We start from the raw sequence: 19,555 nt of genomic DNA, 5'->3' as shown, positions 1-19,555 counted from the left end.
CGCCTTGAAGCAACTCTTGGAACGGTTGACACCTTTCAAACTGGCATTGTATTGCACGGATGATTGGGGCGCTTATGAGCGTTTATTGCCTGAAGATAAGCATTTAATCACTAAGCGCTACACACAAAGCATTGAACGGCAAAACCTGAATTTGAGGATTTGGATTAAACGTCTAGCACGCAAGACGATCTGTTTTTCTAAGTCTATCGAGATTCATGACAAAGTCATTGGAACCTGTATCGAAAGACGCTTCTTCAACTCCTTTAAATCATGACCCTAAAAGGCATGGCTTTATAGAGCGCTGAGTTAGATGCAAAATGCTGTGTTAAATAAATGTGCAACGATCTCCTGCTGAAAAATTTCTCGTTTACACAGCCAGACCCTACCCACTAGCCATCATTCATTAGCTAGTTGCCCCTTTAAGGCTTGATCGCTTACTTGCCTGAAACTTTTTATAATCATCGCCTCACCCTTGATACAGGAATGCGGATTTATTAGACGTTATTGTTCATCCAGTAACCACTGAACCATAAAGTCAGACCAGCAGCCATCTCAGGTGATCAAGACAGGCCGTAATTATTTTTTGTGGTAAAATAAAGTCATTGCCTTTATAGATGGCGCAGTGTATTTTTATGGGATTTAAAGCGCTTTGATTTTGCTTGTAGAAATTTTAACGTTTTGAATTCTCAAAAAATTTTCACTAAGTGGTCTTTTGGAGGAGATTGATCATGACGCTGTTGCGTAGTCCTATTAAGCAAGCCATTTTATTGTCACTATTCACTGCTGCACTTTCTTCTACTGCTGCTTATGCGGTGGAAGTCAATTTCGTTTCTGGTGCAGTCGGTAAAGACATTGAATTATTTAAAAAACTGGTTAAGCCTTGGGAGGCTAAAACAGGCAACACGGTCAAAGTCGTGCCCATGCCTTCCTCAACAAATGACCAATTTGCGCAGTATCGCCTATGGCTATCCGCGGGCAATGCGGATGTGGATGTGTATCAAACCGACGTTATTTGGGCGCCCCAATTAGCGGATCAATTCGTTGATTTAACCGAGGCTACTAAAGACGTTATTAAAGATCATTTTCCGTCTATTGTTGAGTCACAAACGGTTGATGGTAAGTTAGTGGCTATGCCGCTTTTTACGGATGCACCCGCTTTGTATTATCGCAAAGATTTGTTAGAAAAGTATGGTGCTAGCGTTCCAAAAACTTGGGAAGAGTTAACCACCACGGCTAAGAAAGTGCAAGAAGGCGAGCGTGCAGCGGGCAATAAAGATTTATGGGGTTTTGTCTGGCAGGGTAATGCCTATGAAGGTTTAACCTGTAATGCCTTAGAGTGGGTCAAGTCGTTTGGCGGTGGTCAAATTGTAGAAGCCGATGGCAATATTTCGATTAATAATCCCAAAGCGGCTGCAGCTCTTGATTTAGCCAAATCGTGGGTCAATACCATTTCTCCCCCTGGCGTGTTGTCTTACGGTGAGGAAGAAGCACGCGGTGTTTGGCAAACAGGTAACGCGGTCTTCATGCGTAACTGGCCTTATGCTTATGGCTTAGGCAATGAGGATGACAGCAAGGTCAAGGGCAAATTCGATGTCACAACCCTGCCTACAGGTGGTGGTCACGATAAATCTGCTGCGACCTTAGGTGGTTGGAACTTGGCCGTTTCTAAATATGGCAAGAATCAAAAAGAAGCACTGGATTTAGTCAAGTTCTTGGCTTCGAAAGAAACTCAAAAAGAAAATGCGTTGAAAGGCTCTAAGCTGCCAACGATCATGTCGTTATATGACGACGCTGATATAAAAGAAAAACAGCCGATTATTCCACGTTGGAAAGATGTGTTCTTACAAGCGGTGCCACGTCCTTCTGCACCCACGAAAGTCAAATATAATGAAGTGTCTTCTAAGTTCTGGTCAGCAGTCCATGAAACCTTATCTGATGAAGGTACAGCGGACGAGAACCTCGAAGTGCTCGAAGCTGATTTAACCGAGCTAAAAGGTAAAGGCTGGTAATTTTCCTCCTCCGCCCTGAGTATACATAGGCTCAGGCATAAAGCGTAAGGGTAATAACGTGAGTTATTACCCTTTTATGATGCATCACCTTGGGAGATCGACTCATGACTCCAACTCATGTTGTCTCACCTTCGGATAAAGCAGAACTTCAATCGCAACGTAAACGTGCCGCCCTGTTGTTTCTCGTGCCTATGTTGGCGGCGTTAGTATTGGTGGCTGCTTATCCCTTATTTCGCTCCATTTATTTCAGTTTTACTGATACCTCCTTAACTAATCTGTATGGCGGGCAATGGGTTGGTTTTGATAACTACCTAAGTTGGCGTACCCTACCGTCAGGACGTACGATCTATCGCGGTACCTTAGTCGATCAAGCGTGGTGGAATGCGGTCTGGAATACGGTGCGTTTTGCGGTGGTGTCCGTGTCCTTGGAAGCCTTTTTCGGCATGATGGTCGCTTTGGTCCTTAATGCAGAGTTCAAAGGTCGTGGCTTAGTACGTGCAGCTATCTTGATTCCTTGGGCCATTCCTACAATTGTTTCCGCCAAAATGTGGAGCTGGATGCTGAATGATCAATTTGGCATTGTGAATGATGTACTAATGAAGTTAGGCATCATTTCACAAAAAATTGCTTGGACAGCGAATGTGGATACAGCGATGTTAGCGGTCTTGATTGTCGATATTTGGAAGACCACGCCCTTCATGGCGCTACTTTGTTTAGCGGGTCTACAGATGATTCCCAAGGATGTTTATGAAGCATCAAAAATCGATGGTGTACATCCGGTAAAAGTATTCTTCAAAATCACCTTGCCCTTAGTAAAGCCAGCGTTAATGGTAGCGATCATCTTCCGCATGTTAGATGCGTTACGGATTTTTGACTTGATCTATGTGCTAACACCGAATTCTTCGTCCACTAAAACCATGTCGATTATCAGTCGTGAAAACATGATTGAGTTTGATAAATTTGCGTATGGCTCCGCGCAATCAACCTTACTTTTCACCTTCATCGCCTTGTTTGTGATTCTCTATATTTGGCTGGGTCGCGTCGATTTAAGTGGAGATAGCAAATGAAAATTCTCAAAACCATTAGCTTTTATCTACTGGTGCTGGCGATTGTGGTCATTTCGGTTTTTCCGTTTTATTACGCTATTGTCACCAGCTTCAAGACCGGTACTGCTTTGTTCGAAGTGGATTATTGGCCAAAATCTTTTAGCCTAGGCAATTACTATGCTGTCTTCCAGCAAGGCGAATTCCCACGCAATATTTTGAACTCAGTGTTTATTGCTACCCTGACAGTGGTCTTATCTTTGTTGATGGGTGTCACCGCTTCTTATGCTTTAGCGCGAGTGCGTTTTCGTGGGCGCGGCTTATTATTGATGACTATTTTAGCGGTTTCGATGTTTCCCCAGATTGCCGTATTGTCGGGGCTGTTCGAAATGATTCGCTATATTGGCATTTATAATACGCCGTGGGCGTTGATTATGTCCTATACCATTTTTACGCTACCGTTTACGGTTTGGGTGTTAACCACGTTTATGCGCGATTTGCCGATTGAAATCGAAGAGGCTGCGATTGTGGATGGGGCAACGCCTTGGCAGATCATCGTCAAAGTCTTTTTGCCTTTGATGTGGCCTGCGTTAGTGACCACAGGCTTATTGGCTTTTATCGGTGCATGGAATGAATTCTTATTTGCCTTAACCTTCACTTCATCTAATGAGACTCGCACGGTGCCCGTAGCGATTGGTTTATTGTCCGGCGCAACCCAATATGAAACCCCATGGGGCATTATTATGGCGGCCTCGGTATTGGTGACAGTGCCTATTATCATTATGGTATTGATTTTCCAACGCAAGATTGTAGCGGGTCTAACCGCTGGTGGCGTTAAAGGCTAAAGGAGTAGTGCAATGGCTCGTATTGAATTAAAAAATGTGCGTAAGTCCTATGGCAACTTTGATGTTATCAAGGGCGTTAATCTCGATATTCGCAGTGGCGAATTTATGGTGTTTGTCGGGCCTTCCGGTTGTGGTAAGTCCACTTTATTACGCCTGATTTCTGGCTTAGAGGATATTAGTTCCGGCGACATGTTGTTTGATGGCGAGCGCGTTAATCATTTAGCGCCCTCAAAGCGTGGCATTGCCATGGTATTTCAGTCTTATGCTTTATATCCACATATGAATGTCTACGACAATATGGCCTTTGGGATGAAGCTAGCGAATACCAATCCGCAAGAAGTGCGCACGCGTGTAGAAAAAGCGGCAAAAATGCTACAGATCGATCATCTACTCGATCGCTTGCCCAAGCAATTGTCGGGTGGGCAACGTCAGCGTGTTGCGATTGGTCGTGCTATTGTGCGGGATCCACGCGTGTTCTTATTCGATGAACCTTTATCCAATTTAGATGCCGCCTTGCGTGTGCAAACGCGTTTGGAAATCGCCAAGCTCCATCATGAAATGAATAAAGCTACCATGATTTATGTGACCCACGATCAGGTCGAGGCGATGACCTTAGCCGATCGGATTTGTGTATTGCGCGATGGCCTTGTCGAGCAAGTGGGAACGCCCGCTGAGCTTTATGCTAAGCCTAATTCACTATTCGTGGCGGGTTTCATCGGTTCGCCGAAAATGAATTTCCTGACGGGTAATTTTGCCGAGCAATACCACTGCAAGACGCTGGGCATTCGCTCAGAGCACCTGAGTATTGATAATGCTAATCCGGTTTGGCAAGGCGAAGTGGTTCACTATGAAAATCTCGGCTCAGATAATTATATTTTTGTGAACATTGGTAGCGATGAACCGGTGATTGTACGCGAAGACGGCACGGCCTCATTTGAGTTGGGTGCGAAAGTCGGTATCCGCCCACAAGAGCAAAATCTGCATCGCTTTGATGCAAACGGCAAGCCCATTAATTAAGGCTTACCATTGTGGATTACTGGTATCAGTTAGTTGCTAATTGATACTGGTTGTGTGGTTTTGAATAAAGCAAAACCATTGCCCGCCAAGTGTAAAGTTTCATTCGCCAATTGTGCACTTTCCGCCAATAAGCCCGTGATATTACCCGCGATTGTTACCGTTTCCGTTTTCGGCGATAAGTTAAATACACATAGGGTATTGTCGCCCCGTGTAAAAGCTAAAATCGGCTCTTGCGTATCAAAAAACTTTGTTCCCCCTGTTTGTAAGGCAGGCTGGGTTTTACGCAATTTCAGCATACGCTTGTAAAAGTTAAGCACTGAATCGGGTTTGTCGATTTGCTCGGAAACACTATGCGCAGCTTGGGCTGGCTTCACGGGTAACCAAGGCTTGGCCGCACTAAAGCCTGCATTGGGTTTGGTGGCATCCCAAACCATGGGGGTACGACATCCATCACGCCCCTTATTTTCCGGCCAAAAGCGTAACCCTTGCGGATCAGTGAGTTCGTTGTACTCCAAATCAGATTCCGTTTGTCCTAGCTCTTCACCTTCAAACAGACAAATCGAACCTTGGAGCGATAACAATAGCGCACCCGCTTGTTTCGCTAAGGCTTGGTTGCTCACGCCGTGATTTTTCCAACGCGTGGCATGACGGATGACATCGTGATTGGAGAAAGCCCAGCACGGCCAGCCGTGTGGCGCACCGCTGTAAAATTCTTCGATTAAATGGCGAAAATGCGTAGCGCTGAAAGGGTCTTTCAACATTTCAAACGAATAGCACATGTGCAAGCGCTTGCCAGAAGTATATTCGCCCATCATGCGAATCGGGTGATGATCTTCGCCCATTTCACCCACCATGGTACGTGCATCAAATTCATCTAATAAGGCACGCATACGCTCCAAAAAAGCTAAGTTCTCAGGCTGATTTTTCGAGAAAATATGATATTGCATGGCATAAGGATTCCATTCCGGCTTTTCTTTGCGACGGAAATCCGCCGGATCATCCCGCAATAAGGCATCATGGAAATAGAAATTGACCGTATCCAAGCGGAAGCCATCGACACCGCGCTCTAACCAAAAGCGCATGGTGGAAAGCAACCAATCTTGTATTTCAGGATTGTGGAAATTGAAATCTGGTTGCTCAACTAAGAAATTATGCAAGTAGTATTGATGACGACGGGGTTCCCATTGCCAAGCCCCGCCGCCAAAAATAGCCAGCCAATTGTTCGGTGGTGAACCATCGTGTTTGGGATCAGCCCACACATACCAGTCTGCTTTGGGGTTAGTACGATTTTGGCGGCTCTCTTTGAAGAAGGGGTGTTCAGAGCTGGAGTGCGATAAAACTTGATCAATAATGACTTTTAAACCGAGTTCGTGTGCCCGTGCAATTAGCTTGTCAAAGTCGGCCAGTGTGCCAAAACTAGGGTCTATATCTGTGTAATTCGACACGTCATAACCCATGTCTAGCATTGGTGACGTAAAAATGGGTGAAAGCCAAATAGCATCGATCCCTAAGTCTGCTACGTAAGGGAGGCGCTCGGTAATGCCTGCTAAATCACCAATGCCATCATTATTGGAATCTTGAAAAGACCGTGGATAGATCTGATAAGTGACAGCACCGCGCCACCATTCGTTATTCATATATGCTCCTTGTGACTGAATGTGATTGGACGTTAGGATGATGCTTATAAGAGTACTATACTCAAAGCGCTTTGATTACGTCAGTCCTCTTAGCGTTGAGATCCTAATTTTTCTTGCTTTGCACTGAAGGTCGCTAAGTATTAGAGAGGCTGAGACGATTTATACACATGACGCTGCGTTTTTAGCGAGATGATTGAACTATTTACTACCACTTGTCTTGTTTACGCCGAATTACAACTTTCGTTATATTCATTGTTTTTTATTTACATTGATATACTTTAATTGTTGAGATCATCAACATCTAAAAAATAATGGATATCTGACGATAAATAATTCTTGATCGATGCGTTATTAAATTTATGTAATACCGCTAGTCAGTCAATTATTTGATGTCTAAAGATATCTCTATACTAAAATAAAAGAGTAATAACATGCCTTTCAGAAAAAAAATAACTTATGTAGTGCTGTTAAGTATTTTGGGATTTGTATCCCCTCAGACTCATGCGCTGGTTACACCTAGTGGCTTAGAATTTAGTGTAAGTGGTGAGGGATGTTTAGCTGGTGATTTAGAAGATGTCACGACTATTTTTGTAAAGCCAACAGAAGGGCTTTCTAAAGACCTAGCCGTATTATCTAGCGGTGCTACATTTGCACAAGACATTACAATCAAAGCTAATTCAATAACAGGTGCATGTTCAAGCGCATGGGCATATATAAAGGTTAGTGTGGGTGATGATGTCGAAAGTAATGTGTCCATGAGTATTATAGATCAAGGAATACCGACAGACGACGCGCTTATTGACATATCTGGGAAGACATATACGATTAGATTATCTGGTCAGGTCACGAGAAGTCAAGGCGGAGAATTCACGTATTCAGTTCCAATTACCATTAAAACGAGCCTTCAGCCTTATAATTAATCAGCTATCTCTGCTTTAATTAATCTTTCAATTGTAAACAGCAATCACTTATGTTGTATTACTTAAGTTTTTTCAGCAAACTAAAGGCTAGAGCGTAAGTGATTGTCCTTACTTCTTCTTGATTTTCTATTATTGTAAAAAATTAAAACCAGAAATTATAATCTATCTCTAAAATTAGGGGCTATCATGTTGGGGCTTTTCAAAAAAAATAATATAGTTTTGTGGGCATTGCTCAGTTTTGCACATCAGGTGAGTGCAATAGGTTTTGAGGTTATTGAAAATAGAATTGAAGTCATTGGTGGCGAGGTTTATACCGATAAAAAAGCAGACGATGATAGTGAGTATCAAACGGTAGATACTGTTTTAGTCGATCAGGATGTGTCGACCTACATTCCTTATAAAAGAGCGACAGGTGTTTTATATTTCAATATCGTTGCCTTCATGAAAACTAAAGTCCGCCTCGAATGGCCGGATGATAGTGGTTTATATTCGCGTGTTGGTCACGAAGTGGTGTTTAATAAAGAAGGTGAAACTAAACAGGTCTCCTTCAATGTCACCAAACCCACTCAAGGTGTGATTAGCGTTTATAACCTCGATAATGAATTGATTAAGACTATTCCCTACCGTGTGACTCAACAAGCAGCTTTTACACAAAATATTTCAGGTAGATTGAGTCAAAGTGATCTGGATAAGCCCGAGCAGGATGCCAGTATTAGTTATTCCATCGCACCACGGACTAAGCCGGGGGATGCGCGTTGGAATATGGGGGTGAATCTAAATTCGACGCTAGAACGTGAGAGTGCACCCGATAAAAAGTCAGCTAGTGTCTATTTTAATTATTCATGGTGAGACAAGAGCACTACTGTGAAATTATTCGTCGAGGTGATTTGTCGTAGTTTCTATTTCAGCGAAAATCTAAAAGTAAGCTAGGGCGGCTGGAGCGTTAGTGCATTACACATAATCAATAAACAATTTCCCCTCTAAATGATCGTACTCATGCTGCACAATACGCGCGACAAATCCCTCATAGAGGTTCTCCTGTGTGTCACCGTGTCGATTCAAATAGCGCACCCGCAAGCTTTGTGCACGTTCAACCATAGCGCGTTGCTCGTTGACACTTAAACAACCTTCTTCGCCACAAACGGTTTCGGGCGAAAGTTGCAAAATTTCAGGGTTAATCATGATTTCGGGCTGCATCTCAGGTGCATCAGGATAACGTGGGTTGGGACGTGAGGCGACAATAATAATTCTTTTGGAAACATACACTTGTGGTGCAGCGATACCAACACCATTGGCGTTTTCCATGGTGGTTTGCATATCCGTGAGGAGCTGTTGGAACAAAGGCGTTTTGATTTCTTTAGGGTCAACGGCTTGAGCGATTTGGCGTAAAACCATTTCGCCATTTTGAGCAATAGGCAGAATGTGAGGAGTTAATGGCATAGAGTGTCTACAACTGAAATGATTAAGGGCTATATCCTAGTACGATTGCTATTAATAACAAATATCTGCCAGCCTTGGCGAGTGTAACAATACCCACAAACTGCCACAGAGGGACGTGCAAAACACCTGCTATTAAGGTTAAGGGATCGCCAATAGTCGGTAGCCAACTGAGCAGTAGCGACCATTTCCCATAACGTTGAAAACGTTCACGGGCTGTAGTGAGTGTGTTTGGTTTGAAGGGGAACCATGCTTTGCTTTGAAAGTAGTCAATATGCCAGCCCAGATACCAATTGATGAGTGAGCCAAGCACATTGCCCACTGTCGCCACTAGCCACAAAACCCAAAGGTTATAGTTTTGTTGTAACACTAAGGCACTGAGTAGTACTTCTGATTGCGCTGGAAACAGCGTAGCAGCGAGCAAGGCAGCAAAAAATAAGCTTAGATAGGCCATGTGCAATTTTTATAAAAATTTTTCGAAATCGTTTGAACCTTGCTTAAAAATACTACGACTCAGTGTTTGTATATGTTCCCATTTCCCTCAGCGAATGTATGCGTGTTTAGGTAGTTCCCTCCTCCTAAACATTCTAAATAGGCAGCCTTTTCCGGCTGCCTACTTTTTTTCAGTTTGCCACGGTAAATTAATTTCCACTCGCAACCCACCTTTCGCACGATTGCTAGCTTGAATAGTTCCATCATGGCTAGTGATAGCACGCTTAGCGATGGCTAAACCTAAACCATAGCCATTGATTTTTAGGTTTTGGCTACTGCGTTGAAACGGTTCAAAAATATGTTCTAATTCGGTTTCAGGAACACCCGCACCCTGATCATCGACAATGATGCGCAAACCCTGTGCGCTACGCGATAGGTGAATACTGACCTCGGTATGTGGTGCTGTGTGATGAATTGCATTGCGCACTACATTTTCTAAAGCGCGATACAGTAGTTCACCATGGCCACGATAGACGGGGCTTTCCTCCAATTCGCTAGAAAAGCTAACATGACAAGCTAAGGCTTGAGCTTCAAATTCAGCGCCCTCAACGACCGCGTCAAGCAGCTCTTGAATATCTAAATATTCATCCATGGCCGGAGCAACCCCCGCCTCAAGGCGTGACAGCGTGAGCAATTCCCCGACCAAGGTATCTAAACGTCCCGCTTCTTGTTCAATACGATCTAAAGTGGCTTCCATTTTATCAGGTTGTTGGCGTGCCAAACCAATACTAACTTGTAAACGTGCTAAGGGTGAGCGCAATTCGTGGGAAACATCATGTAATAAGCGTTTTTGTGAAACCATTAAATTTTGGAGCTGGCTCGCCATTTCATCGAAGTCTTTACCCAAGTCAGCGATTTCATCACGTCTTGATCCCATTTCCACGGCAACACGCTGATTGAGATCACCTTCCGCCAAGGCCCCAAACGCTTTGCGTAAGGAGTGAATCGGATGAGAGAAATACCACGCTAATAACAGGCTTGAGACAAAGCTGGCCAGAATGCCAGAAACAATTAAACTCAACCAACTATCATTAGGTGGCCGATGTGTATGAGTTTTAAGCTGATTATATTGAGGGAATTGGCCTGAGCGTGGCGCAAACAAAACGTAGTCTTTATTATCTTTTTGAACCAGACGTGCCAAAGGTGGCTCGATATTTTTTGCAGCCCCTTCACGTGCTAGGGCTAATGCCTCGTCCAAAACAGGCCGATTGAGCAGCTCATTACCTTGCGCATCAACTGCATAAACTTGTACTGCTTCGGGTGCGGAATCGCGTTGATCGATCAGCATACCGCGTAAAGATTCAATACCCCCATGTTTTAAGGTATTAGCAGCCGCTTGCACAGCAATAAACGAAGCAGGGCGTACCACTAAATTAGTCGTCATGTCTTGCATAGAGCGCTGATGTAGCCATACCGCCACACCCGAAATCGCACCGGCGACTAATAAGGTGACCCAAAAGGTAATTAAGATTTTCCAGAATAGGCGCCCCAACTTATTCTCCAATCAACTGGTAGCCGATACCGCGAATGGTTTGAATACAAGAGCGTCCATCGGGTAGTTGCCCCAATTTGTGGCGAATGCTGCTCATGTGTACATCAATACTGCGATCATAACGGGTCAAGACTCGTCCTAAACCGAGTTGTGATAAATCAGCTTTACTAACGGCTTTGCCTGCCTGATGTACCAACACTTCTAATAAATTAAATTCCGTGCTAGTGAGTTCTAGCGGTTCGCCCTGCCAAAAGGCTTGGCGTTTTTCCGGCCACAGTTGTAAAGCACCTACCTGTAAGGCTTCAGATTCATTCGACGCATTGGGTGCAGTCATGGTGGTGGCGCGACGCAAAATAGCACGAATGCGTGCGACTAATTCACGCGGCTGGCAGGGTTTGGGTACATAATCATCTGCACCGAGTTCTAGGCCAATAATACGGTCAATATCATCACCGCGAGCCGTAAGCATTAAGACCGGTATTTGGCTATGCAGACGAATACGGCTTAAGGCTTCGATGCCATTCATAATGGGCATCATCACATCCATTACAATCAAGGCAAAATTCTGGCGCAGGGTTTCTTGCAGTGCCGCCTCGCCATTGGTCGCCGTAGTCACAGCAAAGCCTTCACGCTCTAAATATTCTTTGAGCATATTATTGAGCACAAGGTCATCATCCACCAAGAGTAAATGAGTCATGATGAGCCTTCAGTATTTGGATGGATTATAACAGTCATGATGTGCCCACCATTGTGCAGGATTGGTAAGCAAATGATTACGGAGAATAGGGCGGTGTAACAGTGGTTTTACAATTTTTTACACCGCCTTAATCTATCTTAACCTTCTAGGAAATTGCGAATCAGGGCATGACCATGCTCAGTTAAAATCGACTCGGGATGGAACTGCACACCTTCAACCGCTAAGCTCTTGTGACGCACTCCCATAATTTCATCAAGTTCGCCATCGGCGGTGGCTGTCCATGCGGTGATTTCCAAACAATCAGGCATACTAGCCTGCTCAATCACTAAGGAATGGTAACGTGTGGCATTGAAGGGACTGGGTAGGCCGCGAAACACACCGGTATTTTTATGCACAATTGGTGAAATCTTGCCATGCATAATTTGCTTGGCACGAATGATACGCCCGCCAAAGGCCTGACCAATCGATTGATGGCCTAAGCAAACACCGAGAATCGGAATTTTTCCAGCATAACGCTCTATCGTTGCCAAGGAAATACCCGCTTCATTCGGGGTGCAAGGCCCTGGGGAAAGCATAATTTTATCCGGTGCAATGACATCAATCGCCTCAACGGGAATCTCGTCATTACGCTTTACTATCACCTCTGCGCCTAATTCGCCGAGGTATTGCACAAGGTTGTAAGTAAACGAATCATAGTTGTCGATCATGAGAATTTTCATTGGCTTACTCCCTATTTGTGCTTGCCGTCTAAACCGGCTAAGGCAGTACTGGCGGCACGGAATACAGCACGACCTTTATTTAAGGTTTCCTCCCATTCCATTTGTGGAATCGAGTCATACACAATACCAGCGCCTGCTTGTATATAAAGCTGGTCATCTTTAATCACGGCGGTACGAATCGCAATCGCGGTATCCATATTACCATTCCATGCTAAATAGCCGACTGCGCCTGAGTACACGCCGCGTTTAACAGGTTCTAGTTCATCGATAATTTCCATGGCGCGAATTTTGGGAGCGCCACTGACCGTTCCTGCGGGGAAAGTCGCGCGCAAGACATCCATAGCGGTTTGATTAGGGAGGAGCTTGCCATTTACATTGGAGACAATATGCATCACATGAGAATAGCGCTCGACGATCATTTTTTCGGTCAATTCAACCGTACCGGTTTGGCTGACACGGCCTACATCATTACGCCCTAAATCAATCAGCATTAAATGTTCAGCTAATTCTTTAGGATCACTCAATAAATCTTGTTCTAAAGCATTATCATGCTGCTCGGTTTCACCACGGCGTCGGGTGCCAGCAATCGGGCGTACTGTCACCATATTATCTTCCAGACGCACTAGAATTTCGGGTGAAGAGCCAACAATATGAAACTCGCCCAAGTGCAGATAATACATATAAGGTGAAGGATTCAAGCGGCGCAGGGCGCGATACAAATCTAAGGGGGGGGCAGCAAAGGGGATGCTCATACGCTGCGATAAAACCACCTGCATAATATCGCCAGCACTAATATATTCGCGAGCTTTTTCGACTGCTTGTTTAAAGCCACTTTCAGTAAAGCCAGACACAAAGTCGCTTTCATGGATTTGGCTAGTGCGTGCCGCAGGCTGATATAAACGTTGTGATTCTTGTAGTTTTTTATTCAACTCGTCCAAGCGCTTGACAGTTTGGGCATAGTGTCCCGCTTCGGCATGGACAATTAAATGTAATTCACCGCGCAAATTATCGAAAACGACGACTTCTTCCGACACCATCAATAAAATATCGGGTGTGTCGAGCGGGTCTTTTTTGCTGTATTTAGCGAGTTTGGGCTCGACATAACGCACCGTATCATAGCCAAAATAACCGATTAAGCCACCGGTGAAACGCGGTAAGCCCTCAATATCAGGGACTTTAAAGCTTGTTTGGAAATCACTAATCCAAGTGAGTGGATCAGCAACCTCGAAGCTTTCTATGGCTTGATGACGGCGATGTATTTCAATGCGATTGCCATACACTTTAATGAAGCTATTGGCTTGCAGGCCTATGATCGAATAACGTCCCCATTTTTCACCACCTTGAACGGATTCAAACAGGCAGGAATAAGGATTATTGGCGAGTTTTAGGTAAGCGCTGAGTGGGGTATCGAGATCAGCTAAAATGACGCGGCTGACGGGAACGCGATTAAAACCTTGAGCAATAAGGCTGTCAAACGTGGTTTGATCCATGGCAGTATTCCAAATTAAAAAATGAAATGGGGTCCAGCTAACTATGTGGCTAAGTTAGATTAAGAACGCCATCGCCATCGTTTATTTAGAATAAGCTGGTTCATGTTCATTCCAGTGAAAAGGCTGTATTAAACTTGATCGGAGTCTAGCACAGCCTTTTAAGAAGCGTTAAAAAAAATGTTAGACGGTCAACTAAGCAGATACACGGATAAGGTTTTTTAACTCCGCTAGGGAGTCTACCACCGCATCAGGCTTGTATTTACGTATATCTTCACCATGATTATAACCATAACTGGTACACACGATATTGAAACCCGCTTCGCGTGCAGCCTTCACGTCCGATTTTGAATCCCCCACCATTAAGCACTGTTTAGGTAGTAAACCGAAATGGTCAGCAATATGCAGCAATGGCAAAGGATGGGGTTTTTTCTCAGGGAGCGAGTCACCACTAATCACGATTTCGAAATAGTGGAATAGACCTAAATCTTTGAGTAGAGGCACCGTAAATTGCTCGGCTTTATTCGTGACGCAAGCACAATGCAGTTGCGCTTCGCGCACAAATTGCAAAGCTTGTTCGACACCAGCATAAACCCGACTACGCCGAGCATTATTTTCTGCATAGATTTCGGTAAAGATCGGCATGGCTTCTTTAAATAATGCCTTATCAGGTATGCCATCCAAGTTATTGGTTAAGGCGCGCTCCACTAAGCGTTGTACGCCATTGCCGACCCATTGGCGCACCGCTGCCTCACCACGTTTGGGCAAGCCTAGTTGCTCTAGCATAGCATCCACGCTATAGGCCAAGTCCGGCACGCTATCGACTAAGGTACCATCTAAATCAAATACAATGGCTTTGGGACTAAACATAATGATTAACCACGTATACTGGCTAATTGCTCGCGGAACTCAGCCAAAATACTATTGTAATGGTGTGGATCGGTGGGTTTTGCCGCATTAAAGATTGCTGAGCCTGCTACGAAGGTATCTGCCCCAGCCGCTTTAATGTCTGCGATATTGCTTGCCTTGACGCCGCCATCAATTTCTAAGCGAATACTATAACCCGATTCATCAATCAGCTTACGTGCTTGGCGCAATTTGGTGAGCGCAGAGGGAATAAAGCTTTGTCCACCAAACCCCGGATTGACTGACATAATTAAAATCATGTCAATCTTATCCATCACATATTCTAAGACATCTAGTGAGGTCGCTGGATTGAACACTAAACCGGCCTTACACCCTTCATTGCGAATCAATTGCAACGTCCGATCTACATGCTCAGACGCTTCGGGATGGAAAGTAATATAAGTTGCCCCCGCTTTTGCGAAATCGGGAACAATGCGATCTACAGGTTTCACCATTAAATGCACATCAATGGGCGCGGTGACACCATATTTGCGCAAAGCTTCACACACTAAAGGGCCAATGGTTAGATTGGGGACATAGTGGTTGTCCATCACATCGAAATGCACGACATCTGCACCAGAAGTCAGCACATTAGCAACTTCTTCACCTAAGCGCGCGAAGTCAGCCGATAAAATAGAAGGAGCAATAAAATCAGTTTGGCGAGCCATGAGTCACATCCTTAAAGCAGGGTAGATGGCTTAACTGTAACGCATGGCAAGGCTTTTAACAGCCTTACCATGTAGATAGATTTTCTTTACAAAGTGGAATACATCACACCTATAGAATAATTATCGGCATCGGTTTCGTATGCTGAATCAACGCCTGTATTAAACACATGCTCCCACTCACCACGTAAATGCAGATTATTATTTAATTTATATTGAGCGCCCAAGCCCATCATGGGCGAAATGCCATTGTCACGTGAGAAAGATTCTTTATCACCTAGCGTAGAGCGGCTATCACGTTCCCAAAACATCGTTCCAGCTTTACCGATGATTTCAGTATTTGGGAGAAAATTGAGTGGTAGGTAAGCCACCCCTGTTAATTGATAGCCTTGCAAATCGTTATACAAATTGGCTTTGGTATTATTAATCACACCTTCTTTGCTGGCTTCGCCAATCGACACATAACCCAGTTCAGCGCCAAACATAGGATTCAGACGAATCCCGCCATAAGCCTTCCAACTTAAATTCGCATCTTCGCATTGGCCCTCAAAAAAAGGTGCATTACAGGTATCGCCTTGTGTGCCATAACCCAAAGCACCCCCTATATACATTTTGACGCCATTATTAAAGCTAAAATTATTGGGAATCGCCGCGCTATTGCCAAACCAGCCAGCCGCGTGAGCAGGCGATGTTGTTGAAAAAAATACACTCAGGATTAGCCCTAGGGTTCGATAAGGCTTTTTCATCATTATTGCACTCCTACCGAGCTGCTTGAGCAAGAGGCTCAAGGCCGGTTTTCTTTATTTTTATTATTAGGTGGAGAATGAGTTTTATTGGATTAAAGCGTTGAAAAGTGAAGCCCCAGATTCACCATATCAATATCGGTTTGAAAATCAGTATCCGCACCCACATCCATAGCGCGTTCCCATTCGCCACGCAGGTACATATTGTTATTGAGCTGATATTGCGCCCCTACACCCACTAAAGGACTCACGCCGCTTTCGCTGGTTTCGGTAGTGACTTTGGTCAAGTTGGTGGTTGAACTATTGTCTTGACTCCAGCTCATAGCGCCTGCCTTACCGATTAAATCAAAGCGTGGCACGACCGGTACATAAACAACCCCAGCACCATAAAATCCGCCCGCATCACTGCTTTGGGTGGTAGCGAGGCGACCATTTAAACCTTCCTTGCTGACTTCACCGAATTTGCTATAGCCCAACTCGACACCACCATAACGATGTATCCGTGCCCCGCCATAGATTTTTCCAGCACCAGTAGTGCCTTCCTCATAGTTACTTTGATTTGAAGAGCCGATCCCCGCGCCACCATAAAACGTCGTATGGAAAGAGGTGAGTCCCCAGCCCTGCGCAAATTCACCACCAGCATTCGCTGGCATTGCAATCGCGAATAGAGCAAGCCCTACCACGCGTGTTAATTTTAAAAAATGCATGACTTTATGCCCTCAAAAGTCAATCGTTTAAAAGCCCCTAAGCAGTGATTGTTTTAATAGTGTTACTGCTAAAGTGATGAAAAAGTTGCACCCACGGATAGCATGTCAATATAACCTTGCTTGCTAGTCGTGGTTTGGGGTGCTATGCCCTCATAGCGTTCCCATTCCGCCCGTAAACCTAAGTTGTTGCCTAAATTGTATTGTCCACCCACGCCATAAAACACATCGTTTCCACTAGACTCGGACGTCAGTGCGCTCGTTTTCGTCTTACTGTCCCACCACAGCATGCCTGCCTTGCCGAATAAAGTGATGTCATCACTGATGCTATGTAATAGCACGCCTGCAGCGGTATAGCCTTGGAGTGAGCGAGTTTCATTGAGTTTGGCGCTATTGCTGCCTTGGTATTCGCCAAATTTCACATAGCCGCCTTCCAGCATAACCTTGTCGACCACACGAACGCCTGAATACACTTTCCAGCTACGTCCATCATCGCCACAATTGCTTAATTCCACACAGAGGCTGTCTTTGTCGGGAGAACCTAGGCTTGCCCCTACATAATTAGGGGGCAAGGTATCGCTAGCTGTTGTGCTAGGTTGCGCGGCGCTAATCGGCTGGGCGAATAATAATGCCAAACTGACTAACACGAGCTCCTTGTTGAGTGCGTATTTCATGCTGCCCCTTGGGTTATTATTAGTATGAGCGAAGCTAGTTAGGCTTAATTATAAGATCTATCAAGGGGTTCGCAAAAGAATCGGATGAGCGCATTGACATAACGCTTAGGGTTTGATCTTGATGCTAAGGGGGAGAGTAAGCCTGCGTTTGGGCAAGCTTACTTGGATCGTATAAATATCTAACTAACCTGAGCTCGACGTACGGCACGATAAACTGGCTAAAGGTTTGGTACGTGAGTGTGAAGTGGGCTGCTTCGCTTTAAGAGTACCACAATGGGCTACTACTCACATTGAACTTAGATTATTTTGGAGCAGTCCTTACGTCGGCCTTAGGTTAACTACATTACATGCATACACTATCTACGCAGGCTGCTAATAAGCCGACCAATCGTCATGATTGGCACAATCTAAGCGCTATTTTGTCGTTTTTAATGAGTTTTAAAGGGTACGTGTTCATTGCTTTATTCGGTTTGGTCTTGGCAAAATTAACAATCGTCGGCGTGCCCTATGTGCTGAAACTGTTTGTGGATCATCTGCAAGTCAAACCTGACCACGTTTTATTATTACCTATTGGTTTATTGATTACTTACGGCGGAGTACGCCTGTTGCAATTCTTATTCGCTGAGCTGCGTGATGCAGTATGTGCCAAAGTATGTTATCGCACCAAACGCCGCATTTCCACACGTGTTTTAGACCAAACTATTTATCGCTACGTTTTCACTGAGAACGCAAAGCAGGTATTATTGAGCGTGATATTGAACGTGGTACAGCCTCCGGTTAATGATATCAAGTAGTTGAAAATATTTTCTGGCTTTATGCTCTACCTTTGCTAAGGCTGAGCTTTAATAAGTTAGTCAAGTTTACCCTCAACGGATTGTAGCCACTACCAATAAAGTATATGCATACAGACTGTCAGTTAGTCTTTTTAGTGCCTTGGCTTTGATTAAGATAAAAGTCCTACTATAGTCTTTTTTTAATTTTTGAAAAAGTCCTTTGAGGAGTGCTTTTGATAATGAATCGCAAGTCAAGATTAACAAAAAATATACAATTAACAAGTAATATTTTAAAATATTTAACTAATGAAAATAACGGTTTTCAATTTCAAAATTACATTAAGATAGCAGCTAATAAATTAGCAATATTTGGATATAATAAAATCGAATTGGATTCTGTTTTCTACAAGAATATTTTTCTGCCTAAAAAAAGATCAAATCAAGGACTAAATGATAATGATTTATATATAGAGTCAACTAAAGAGCAAATAGGTCTAATAAAAGAATTTTATGAATTCAATGAGAGTTCTAAAATACTAGATTTCGGATGTGGGCAGGGTCGATTTGTGAATGGACTTAACTTTTATCATATTGATTTTTTGTCTTACATAGGTCTAGATATAGATATATATTCAATAGCATGGTGTGAAAAATGGCTTGCCAACGAAAAAGTTAATTTCATTTATTGGCCTGCTTATAATGCCAGATATAATACAAATGCAGAAAAAATAGAAAAACTGCCTTTTAAAAATAATTTTTTTGATCTAATTTTTTTAAACTCTGTTTTTTCTCATATGCTGACTAATGATATTATTTTTTATTTGCGAGACTTTAGAAAAAAAATACAGAGTAATGGAATTATTTACCTAACAGCTTTTATTGAAAACGATGTCAGTAATTGTGAAGAAAATCCAGATAATTATTTGGGTAGTCTCCCTGATCATAACAAGGTACTATTAAGAGTAAGATATAATAAAAACTATATTTTTGATATATTCGAACAATCAGGGTTTACAATTAAATTCTGGTCGTGATTTAAGGGAGTTGAAAACGCTTTGATGGAGCTTTATCGTTAAAGGCATTTGATCTGAGGAAGAGGTGTGTATGGCCACCGTACCAGTCGACTGCCGCTACTGTCAAAGTGCATCGATTTACAAACACGGCTATGCGCGTAGTGGTGAACCGCGTTACCGCTGCCGTGATTGCCAACGTAGTTTTCAACTTTACTATCATAATGTGGGCAACCGCGACGGTATTCCCGAAAAAATTGTTGAGATGGCGATCAATGGTCCAGG

Annotated in this window: 22 protein-coding genes; 10 read left to right on the top strand and 12 right to left on the bottom strand. The window is 43.8% G+C overall.

The features are described 5' to 3' along the window. The 5 genes from A3IE_RS0118355 to A3IE_RS0118335 all read left to right on the top strand — a co-directional run. Window positions 1-274, top strand: a 274-nt coding sequence (locus A3IE_RS0118355; RefSeq protein WP_020397085.1) for an IS1 family transposase, incomplete at its 5' end; no start/stop codon positions are given. Between the two features lie 454 nt (window positions 275-728). Then, window positions 729-2,009: an ABC transporter substrate-binding protein gene (locus A3IE_RS0118350; RefSeq protein WP_020397084.1), complete on the top strand. Its 1,281-nt coding sequence runs from the start codon at window positions 729-731 to the stop codon at window positions 2,007-2,009. A 104-nt stretch (window positions 2,010-2,113) separates the two neighbouring features. Continuing rightward, window positions 2,114-3,076: a carbohydrate ABC transporter permease gene (locus A3IE_RS0118345; protein WP_020397083.1), complete on the top strand. Its 963-nt coding sequence runs from the start codon at window positions 2,114-2,116 to the stop codon at window positions 3,074-3,076. Then, the gene (locus A3IE_RS0118340) at window positions 3,073-3,897 is read left to right on the top strand and encodes a carbohydrate ABC transporter permease (protein ID WP_020397082.1); all 825 of its coding nucleotides are present in this window, start codon (window positions 3,073-3,075) and stop codon (window positions 3,895-3,897) included. Before A3IE_RS0118345 ends, A3IE_RS0118340 begins: the two co-directional genes overlap by 4 nt. 12 nt (window positions 3,898-3,909) lie before the next feature. Further along, window positions 3,910-4,914, top strand: a complete 1,005-nt coding sequence (locus A3IE_RS0118335) for an ABC transporter ATP-binding protein (RefSeq protein WP_020397081.1) — start codon at window positions 3,910-3,912, stop codon at window positions 4,912-4,914. 29 nt (window positions 4,915-4,943) lie between these two features. On the opposite strand, the gene A3IE_RS0118330 is transcribed toward A3IE_RS0118335, so the two are convergent. Further along, window positions 4,944-6,551 (bottom strand): alpha-amylase family glycosyl hydrolase, encoded by a 1,608-nt coding sequence (locus tag A3IE_RS0118330; RefSeq protein WP_020397080.1) that lies wholly within the window; start codon window positions 6,549-6,551, stop codon window positions 4,944-4,946. A gap of 431 nt (window positions 6,552-6,982) precedes the next feature. On the opposite strand from A3IE_RS0118330, the gene A3IE_RS0118325 reads away from it, so the two are divergent. Next, window positions 6,983-7,471 (top strand): hypothetical protein, encoded by a 489-nt coding sequence (locus A3IE_RS0118325; protein WP_020397079.1) that lies wholly within the window; start codon window positions 6,983-6,985, stop codon window positions 7,469-7,471. A gap of 186 nt (window positions 7,472-7,657) precedes the next feature. After that, a complete protein-coding gene (locus A3IE_RS0118320) occupies window positions 7,658-8,320 on the top strand; it encodes a hypothetical protein (protein WP_020397078.1) in 663 nt (220 codons plus the stop codon). A gap of 102 nt (window positions 8,321-8,422) precedes the next feature. Here A3IE_RS0118320 and def read toward each other — a convergent pair whose 3' ends face one another. The 11 genes from def to A3IE_RS0118265 form a co-directional block, all read right to left on the bottom strand. Then, window positions 8,423-8,911, bottom strand: coding sequence for a peptide deformylase (gene def / locus A3IE_RS0118315; RefSeq protein ID WP_020397077.1), 489 nt, complete (start codon window positions 8,909-8,911; stop codon window positions 8,423-8,425). Window positions 8,912-8,933: 22 nt separating this feature from the next. After that, on the bottom strand, window positions 8,934-9,362 hold the full coding sequence (locus A3IE_RS0118310; protein ID WP_020397076.1) for a YqaA family protein: 429 nt from the start codon (window positions 9,360-9,362) through the stop codon (window positions 8,934-8,936). 159 nt (window positions 9,363-9,521) lie between these two features. Beyond that, a complete protein-coding gene (locus A3IE_RS0118305) occupies window positions 9,522-10,892 on the bottom strand; it encodes an ATP-binding protein (RefSeq protein ID WP_020397075.1) in 1,371 nt (456 codons plus the stop codon). Window position 10,893: 1 nt separating this feature from the next. Further along, on the bottom strand, window positions 10,894-11,589 hold the full coding sequence (locus A3IE_RS0118300) for a response regulator transcription factor (protein ID WP_020397074.1): 696 nt from the start codon (window positions 11,587-11,589) through the stop codon (window positions 10,894-10,896). 137 nt (window positions 11,590-11,726) lie between these two features. Further along, a complete protein-coding gene (locus A3IE_RS0118295; RefSeq protein WP_020397073.1) occupies window positions 11,727-12,308 on the bottom strand; it encodes an anthranilate synthase component II in 582 nt (193 codons plus the stop codon). Window positions 12,309-12,319: 11 nt separating this feature from the next. Continuing rightward, on the bottom strand, window positions 12,320-13,798 hold the full coding sequence (gene trpE / locus A3IE_RS0118290; RefSeq protein ID WP_020397072.1) for an anthranilate synthase component I: 1,479 nt from the start codon (window positions 13,796-13,798) through the stop codon (window positions 12,320-12,322). 192 nt (window positions 13,799-13,990) lie between these two features. Beyond that, window positions 13,991-14,665, bottom strand: a complete 675-nt coding sequence (locus A3IE_RS0118285; protein WP_020397071.1) for a phosphoglycolate phosphatase — start codon at window positions 14,663-14,665, stop codon at window positions 13,991-13,993. Window positions 14,666-14,670: 5 nt separating this feature from the next. Next, window positions 14,671-15,369 carry a ribulose-phosphate 3-epimerase gene (rpe, locus tag A3IE_RS0118280; RefSeq protein WP_020397070.1) on the bottom strand — a complete coding sequence of 233 codons (699 nt, stop codon included), beginning with the start codon at window positions 15,367-15,369 and terminating at the stop codon, window positions 14,671-14,673. Window positions 15,370-15,455: 86 nt separating this feature from the next. Continuing rightward, entirely contained in the window at window positions 15,456-16,115 is a 660-nt protein-coding gene (locus A3IE_RS0118275) for an outer membrane beta-barrel protein (protein WP_020397069.1), read from the bottom strand. 89 nt (window positions 16,116-16,204) lie between these two features. Next, complete coding sequence (locus A3IE_RS21300) at window positions 16,205-16,816, bottom strand: outer membrane beta-barrel protein (protein WP_020397068.1); 612 nt, start codon at window positions 16,814-16,816, stop codon at window positions 16,205-16,207. 68 nt (window positions 16,817-16,884) lie between these two features. Next, on the bottom strand, window positions 16,885-17,487 hold the full coding sequence (locus A3IE_RS0118265) for an outer membrane beta-barrel protein (RefSeq protein WP_033407568.1): 603 nt from the start codon (window positions 17,485-17,487) through the stop codon (window positions 16,885-16,887). Window positions 17,488-17,834: 347 nt separating this feature from the next. On the opposite strand from A3IE_RS0118265, the gene A3IE_RS0118260 reads away from it, so the two are divergent. From A3IE_RS0118260 to A3IE_RS22770, 3 genes are all read left to right on the top strand, one after another. Beyond that, a complete protein-coding gene (locus A3IE_RS0118260) occupies window positions 17,835-18,281 on the top strand; it encodes a 6TM ABC transporter family protein (protein WP_020397066.1) in 447 nt (148 codons plus the stop codon). Between the two features lie 218 nt (window positions 18,282-18,499). After that, window positions 18,500-19,294, top strand: coding sequence for a class I SAM-dependent methyltransferase (locus A3IE_RS0118255; protein ID WP_020397065.1), 795 nt, complete (start codon window positions 18,500-18,502; stop codon window positions 19,292-19,294). A gap of 70 nt (window positions 19,295-19,364) precedes the next feature. Beyond that, window positions 19,365-19,555: IS1/IS1595 family N-terminal zinc-binding domain-containing protein (locus tag A3IE_RS22770; protein ID WP_020397064.1), on the top strand; the 191-nt coding region annotated here is incomplete at its 3' end.

It is taken from the genome of Thiolinea disciformis DSM 14473, from assembly GCF_000371925.1.
GTDB classification, from domain to species: Bacteria; Pseudomonadota; Gammaproteobacteria; order Thiotrichales; family Thiotrichaceae; genus Thiolinea; species Thiolinea disciformis.
The sequence above is the reverse complement of the archived record's forward strand: the minus strand, read 5'-3'. Positions and strand labels throughout refer to the sequence as shown.